This window comes from Streptomyces sp. L500 (assembly GCF_054551825.1).
The window spans coordinates 139,109-145,259 of record NZ_JBTOLC010000010.1 but is presented as its reverse complement, the minus strand read 5'-3'; the positions used below and the strand labels follow the sequence as shown (position 1 = coordinate 145,259).

Below are 6,151 nucleotides of genomic sequence, written 5' to 3'. Positions count from 1 at the left end.
GGCAGTGAGCCACCCCGCGCCCCGACGCGGAAGTCGACAAGGAGAACCGGGTGACCGAGGAGTCGGCGACGGTCCGAGATGCCTGCGCCACACAATTGGAGAAGACAGCACGATCCCTGGGACTGGGGGTCGACGGTACGGAATTCGTCGCGACGTTCCGCGCCATGACCGACCACTGGGGCGCCGCCCGTACGGGCGATCTCCCCCTGTCGGACGTCTCGCCCGACGGGTCGCCGGTGGAGTACGCCGTCGACCTCAACGGCGACAGGCCCGCCCTCCAGTTCGCCATGGAGCCACTGACCGCGGGCGTACCGGCCCGTGACCCCGGCGCGGCGCGGGCGCTCATGCCGCTGCTCGCCGAACGCCACGGCGCCGGCACGGCCCGGTGGTCGGCCGTCGCGGACCGGCTCCTGATCGACGACGCCCTCGGGCCGCACGTCTCCATGTACGGCGCCGAGGTGCGCCCCGGCGCCCCGATCCGGTTCAAGGTCTGGTTCTACCTGGACGTCACCGGCCCGGACGGCGTGTTCGACCTGCTGTACACCGCACTGGACCGGGTGGGGGCGAGGCATCTGTGGCCCCTGGTCCAGAGCCATGTCCACCGGCCCGGGTACGACGTGCCCTTCCTGCTCTCCCTGGATCTGGCCGACGAGCCCGAGGCCCGGGTGAAGGTCTACTTCCGGCACTTCGCCGCCGACGCCGAGGAGGTGGCGGCCGTCCTCAAGACCTACCCGGGATTCGAGCCGGGCGAGGTGCGCGCCGTGTGCAGAACCATGACGGACGGGCGCCGCCACTTCACCGACCAGCCACCCGTCACCTGTCTGTCGCTGTTCGACGTGCAGACCCCCGAACGGCCCCCAGCCACGCTCTACATACCGCTGTGGACCTACGCGGAGCACGACGGCCAGGTCCGCCGGCGCGTCCACCGGGTCCTCGCCGCACATCCGCGGGCGCTGCGCCGCTACGACAGCGTGCTCGCCGGGCTCGCCCACCGCGGACTCGACGAGGGGACCGGCATCCACAACTACCTCTCCTGGCAGCCGGGCCGCTCCCGCCCTCGCGTGAAGGTCTATCTGTCACCGGAGATGCACGACGTGAACCCACCGCCGCTCGGTGCGGGCCGACGAGATCACCTCGGCGGCCGCCCCATCGCGGGAGGAAGGACCGAATGAGGACGCCAGAGCATCCGGCTCCGCTGCGCACCGCCATCGTGGGGACGGGGAACATCGGAACCGATCTGCTGCTGAAGATCGAGACATCACCGCTGCTGACATGTGTGCTGTTCGCCGGCCGGCGGGCCGAGTCACCCGGCCTCGAGGTGGCTCGCGGCCGAGGGGTCGCCACGAGCACCGACGGCATCGACGCGGTCGTCGAGGCCGGGGACGACATCGACTTGGTGTTCGACGCGACCTCCGCCGCCGACGCCACCCGCCACTGGGGCCTCGTCGAGCCGCTGGGGCTGCCGTTCATCGACCTCACACCGGCCAACCGGGGCACGTTCTGTGTCCCGGCCCTCAACCTGGAGGACTGCGTCGAGGAGCAGTACCTCTCCATGGTGACCTGCGGCGGGCAGGCGGCCGTCCCGATGGCCCAATGCATCACGCGCATCGCGGGCCGCGTCGACTACCTGGAGATCGTCTCGGCGAGCGCCTCGGCCAGCGTGGGCCCCGCCTCACGGGCCAACCTGGACGAGTACGTGCACACCACGGAACAGGCGACCAGCGAGTTCTGCGACGCGGCCCGGACCAAGACCGTGTTGATCATCAACCCGGCCGACCCCGGCATCGTCATGCGCAACTCCATCGCCGTGTCCACCACCGAACGCGTCGACCTCGACGCCCTGCGGGACGCGGTCACCACGATGGAGAAACAGATCCGTTCCTACGTCCCCGGCTACCGGGTCGTGGTCCCGCCGGTCGCCACCGGAGACCGCTACATGCTCACGGTGGAGGTCGAGGGGCGGGGCGACCACTTCCCGCGCTACGCCGGAAACCTGGACATCATCACCTGCGCCGCCGTCGCCGCGGCGGAGGCTCGCACCGGGCGGGGGCGGTCATGAGCGGCACACTCCAGATCTGTGACACGACGCTCAGGGACGGCAACCACGCCGTCGGCCACCAGTTGGGAGCGCAGGACATCGGCGCGTACGCGCGGGCCGCCGAGGCGGCGGGCGTGGACGTCGTCGAGGTCGGGCACGGCAACGGTCTCGGCGCCTCCTCCATCCAGGTCGGCATCGCGGCCATCAGCGACGCGGAGATGCTGCGCGCCGCCAAGGCCGAACTGCGCCGCTCCCGGCTCGGCGTGCTCTCCATCCCCGGCTTCGCCAGCATCGAACGCGATCTCAAGCCCGCCCTCGACTGCGGCGTGGACGAGGTCCGGGTGGGTGCCCACTGCACCGAGGCCGACGTGACCCGCCAGCAGATCACGATGCTGCGGGCCATGGGCGTGACCGTGAAGGGCATGCTGCTGATGAGCCATATGGCCTCGGCGAAGAAGCTGGTCGAACAGGCTCGGCTCATGCGGGACTACGGCGCGGAGGCGGTCGTCCTGATGGACTCGGCCGGCGCCTACACCCCGCGGAAGGTGCGGGAGAAGGTCGGCGAACTGGTCGACAAGCTCGACATCGCCATCGGCTTCCACGCCCACAACAACCTCGGCCTGTCGGTGGTCAACAGCATGACCGCGATGGAGGCGGGGGCGACGATCGTGGACGTCACGGCACGGGGTTTCGGAGCGGGGGCGGGCAACGCGCCGATCGAACTGGTCGCCGCCAACCTCCACGTCGAGCGGACGGAGACCCGGATCAGTCTGTTCGGCGCCCTCGACGCGGCGGACACGGCCGAGGAACGGTTTGTGAAGCACGTACCGACCAACGACAGTGTCACCATCGCCAGCGGTATCGCCGGGGTGTTCTCCGGATTCGCGGCGCCGGTGCGGCGCGCGGCCCGGCGCTTCGGCGTCGATCCCCGCGAGATCCTCCTCGAACTGGGCGAGCGGCGGGTGGTGGCCGGGCAGGAGGACACCATCATCGAGGTCGCCATGCGACTGGCCGCCGAGCGGACGCCCGGGGACCTGCCGCACACCTCCGCCGACCACATCTGACGGCCCGCATTTCGACAGGCCACATCCGACGGGCAAGGAAGAAGGAACCATGCGACGGCACACCCCGGACTCCGTGGCCGACGCGGCCGCGGTCGCCGCACTGCTGCAGATCGGCGCCGAGATCGGGGCCGACCAGGTCCTGGACTCCGGTGGGACGTTCACCGCCCCGGACATGGCCAAGGCGTCCGGCGTCCCCCTCGACGGCGTCACCGCGTACCTGACGGCGCTGCTCGCCGCGGGCCTGGTCGTCGAGACCGACGTCCCGGGCGAGTTCCGGGCGGCCGCCGACTACCCCGACCTGCGTCACCAGGCCGGGTACGTGTCCTGGGCGATGAACGCCAACGGCCCCTTCATCGACCATGCCCGCGCGTTCCTGACCGACCCGGCCGAGGCCGCCCGCGCCCATCGGCGCGACGGACGCCGGGTCGCGGTCAGTTCACGATGGATCGGCGAACGCGCCTTCTATCCGCAACTCGTCGAACAGGTCGTGGCGTCCGACGCGCTCCGGGTGACGGACCTCGGCGCCGGGTCCGGCGCCCTGCTCATCGACCTGCTGCGGGAGAATCCGGCACGCACCGGCACGGCCGTCGACATCAGCGGCGCCGCCTGCGCCGCCGCGCGGGACGCCGCCCTCGCCTCCGGGGTGCACGAGCGCCTGACGGTGATCGAGCGGCCCATCGAGTCACTGGCCGACGACCCGGGGCCGGTCGCCGGCGCGGAAGCCGTCCTGGCCTGCTACGTCATGCACGACATCGTCGCGGACGACCACACGGCCCGGAGCGTTCTCGGCGCCCTGCGCGACGCGCTCGCCCCCGGCGGATTCCTCGCCGTGGCCGATGCCGTCTCCTACGCGCCACAGCCCGAGGAGCGCAGGTTCAGCGCGCTCTTCACCTATCTCCACTCCACCTTCATGAACGTCCGTCTCCCCACCGAGCAGGAGTGGTCGGACAAGTTCGCCGCGGCGGGCTTCTCACGGACCAGGACCGTGCCGATCGGTCTGCCCGGAGGCCGGCTCTTCGTGGCGAGCCGATGACGACCGCCGTGCGGACCCTCCACCGCACACTCGCCGCCGAGCTGTGGAACGCCGCCAGAAACCGCCGGCCGGTGCCGCCCGTGTCGCTCCGCCACCCGCGACTCGGCCTGGCGGACGCGTACGCGATCCAGAACGAGGTCCGTGCGCTCGATGTGGCGGACGGTGCCGTTCCGGCCGGGCTCAAGATCGGAGCCACCAGTGAGGCGATCCAGCGGATGTTCGGCATCGACCATCCCGACTTCGGCTACCTGACCGACCGGATGCTCCTGCCCGACGGCGTCCACCTGGATCTGCGGAGGTTCATCTCGCCGAAGGTCGAGGGCGAGATCGCCTTCCGGATGGCGCGGGACCTGAGCGGCCACGACGTCACGGCCCGGGACGTGCTCGACGCCACCACGGAGGTCTGCCCCGTCCTGGAGGTGCTCGACAGCCGGATCGAGGAATGGAGGATCGGCCTGGTGGACACCGTCGCCGACAACGCCTCCTCCGCCGCCGCAGTGGTCGGCCCCGGCGTCCCACCGGACACCACCGACCTGGCGGCGGCACGGATGGTCCTGCGCGGCGGCGACACCGAGTGCATCGGCGCCGGCTCGGCGGTCATGGGCCATCCGGCGGAGTCGGTGGCCTGTCTGGTCCGCATCCTGGCGGGCTTCGGCACCGGCATCGCGGCAGGTGACCTCGTACTGGCCGGTTCCTGGTCCGGCGCGGTGGACCTGCTGCCGGGCCAGGAGGTGCACGCCGCGTTCGGCGCCCTGGGCTCGGTGTCCCTCAGCACCTAGGACCGCCGGTCCCGCTCCGGCCGACGGGTCCTCAGCGCGCGGGCGGCGTGGGCGTCCCCGGTGTCACATCGCCCCGCTCCGCCCCGGGGTCGGTGGAGTGGTGGCGGGCCGCGGCGTGGCCCGCGCCGCGGCCGGTCGCGTGGGACGTGATCACTCCGTCGCGGACCCGGACGGCGATCTCGGTGAGATCGTCGACCGAGGGGTGGCCGAGGGCCGCCGGGACCGTGCCGGTGTCGTCGAACACGACGCGTGCCCGGGGCAGCCGGTCGGCCGTGAACACCCGGCGCAGACATCCGACGAGGTCCACGATCCGGAGGCGGGCGAGTCGGCCGATCTCGGCGGGGTCGCTCGTGACGACGACGATCGTCACCTCGTCGTCCCGCCGCGCCGAGCGCATCGCGTCCTCGGCCGCGGACAGCCGCCCCACACCCAGCACGACGACCACCCCGTCGTCACCGAGGTCGACCGGCCCGCCGGTGATCTCGTCGCGCAGACCGCCCGGCGGCACCCACGGGGCCTCGGTCGAGCGTGCCGGAGCGACATAGGGCAGATGCGGCGGCTCCGGGGCGTCGCCGAGGGCGATACCGGCGAGATGCTCGGCCGCGCGCGCCAGGTCGAAGGGGTCGCCGACGCCGGGGGCGTTCTCCGCGAGGCCGGCCGCGCCGTGGAGCAGGGTCAGGGCCAGCCCGGCGGGCCGCACGGTCCCGGCGCGCACGGCGGCACGCGGCTCGAGTGCCAGCGCGAGCAGCAGCGCCTCGAACCGGACGAGTTCCGCGAGCGCGGCCCGCGCCGGCTCGGTGCCCAGCACTCCGGACAGCGAGCGCAACTGCAGATGGCCGCTTCCCGGGGTGTCGCCGAGGAAGGGCAGCCTTTCGAGCCATACCCGGGCGAACGAGCCGAGCGCCTGTCCGACGGAGTCGGGGGATTCGGCCGGGGGCTCGGCGGCGTCCCGCGCCCGTTCGGCGGCGTCGACCAGTACCGCGAGGTAGAGCGCGCGCTTGCCGGTGAAGTTGGAGTAGACCGCCCCCCTGGTCAGCTCGGCCCGCTCGGCGATCCGGTCGATCTTGGCCTCGACATAGCCGAACTCGGCGAACTCCTGCCGGGCCGCGACCAGCACCGCCGCACGGGTCCGCTCCTGCTGCTGTGCGCGGGTCAGTCTCGCCATCGTGTGCCCCCTTCGGCTCCTGGTGTGCCATGATACAAGCAGCATCCGGATGATGCCGGTATCTGGAAGACG

6 protein-coding genes are annotated in these 6,151 nt (G+C 72.1%); 5 read left to right on the top strand and 1 reads right to left on the bottom strand.

The annotated features are described in order from the left end of the window. Positions 1 to 50: 50 nt before the first annotated feature. The 5 genes from ACX9I7_RS13030 to ACX9I7_RS13010 are packed head-to-tail and all read left to right on the top strand — an operon-like array spanning position 51 to position 4,914. Entirely contained in the window at positions 51 to 1,172 is a 1,122-nt protein-coding gene (locus ACX9I7_RS13030; protein WP_459387409.1) for a tryptophan dimethylallyltransferase family protein, read from the top strand. Next, on the top strand, positions 1,169 to 2,059 hold the full coding sequence (locus ACX9I7_RS13025) for an acetaldehyde dehydrogenase (acetylating) (protein WP_459387408.1): 891 nt from the start codon (positions 1,169 to 1,171) through the stop codon (positions 2,057 to 2,059). Before ACX9I7_RS13030 ends, ACX9I7_RS13025 begins: the two co-directional genes overlap by 4 nt. Continuing rightward, positions 2,056 to 3,102, top strand: coding sequence for a 4-hydroxy-2-oxovalerate aldolase (gene dmpG, locus ACX9I7_RS13020; RefSeq protein WP_459387407.1), 1,047 nt, complete (start codon positions 2,056 to 2,058; stop codon positions 3,100 to 3,102). The genes ACX9I7_RS13025 and dmpG overlap by 4 nt, the downstream gene beginning before the upstream one ends. Positions 3,103 to 3,151: 49 nt before the next feature. After that, on the top strand, positions 3,152 to 4,135 hold the full coding sequence (locus ACX9I7_RS13015) for a methyltransferase (protein WP_459387406.1): 984 nt from the start codon (positions 3,152 to 3,154) through the stop codon (positions 4,133 to 4,135). Continuing rightward, a complete protein-coding gene (locus ACX9I7_RS13010; RefSeq protein WP_387574090.1) occupies positions 4,132 to 4,914 on the top strand; it encodes a 2-keto-4-pentenoate hydratase in 783 nt (260 codons plus the stop codon). Before ACX9I7_RS13015 ends, ACX9I7_RS13010 begins: the two co-directional genes overlap by 4 nt. Positions 4,915 to 4,945: 31 nt before the next feature. Here ACX9I7_RS13010 and ACX9I7_RS13005 read toward each other — a convergent pair whose 3' ends face one another. Continuing rightward, entirely contained in the window at positions 4,946 to 6,079 is a 1,134-nt protein-coding gene (locus ACX9I7_RS13005; protein ID WP_459387405.1) for a TetR family transcriptional regulator, read from the bottom strand. Positions 6,080 to 6,151 lie beyond the last annotated feature (72 nt).

What these genes read in the sequence shown, in the direction of transcription:
- ACX9I7_RS13010 (WP_387574090.1), top strand. Translation starts at nt 4,132, where the DNA reads ATGACGACCGCCGTGCGGACCCTCCACCGCACACTCGCCGCCGAGCTG.
- ACX9I7_RS13015 (WP_459387406.1), top strand. Translation starts at nt 3,152, where the DNA reads ATGCGACGGCACACCCCGGACTCCGTGGCCGACGCGGCCGCGGTCGCC.
- ACX9I7_RS13005 (WP_459387405.1), bottom strand. Translation starts at nt 6,079, where the DNA reads ATGGCGAGACTGACCCGCGCACAGCAGCAGGAGCGGACCCGTGCGGCG.
- ACX9I7_RS13025 (WP_459387408.1), top strand. Translation starts at nt 1,169, where the DNA reads ATGAGGACGCCAGAGCATCCGGCTCCGCTGCGCACCGCCATCGTGGGG.
- dmpG (WP_459387407.1), top strand. Translation starts at nt 2,056, where the DNA reads ATGAGCGGCACACTCCAGATCTGTGACACGACGCTCAGGGACGGCAAC.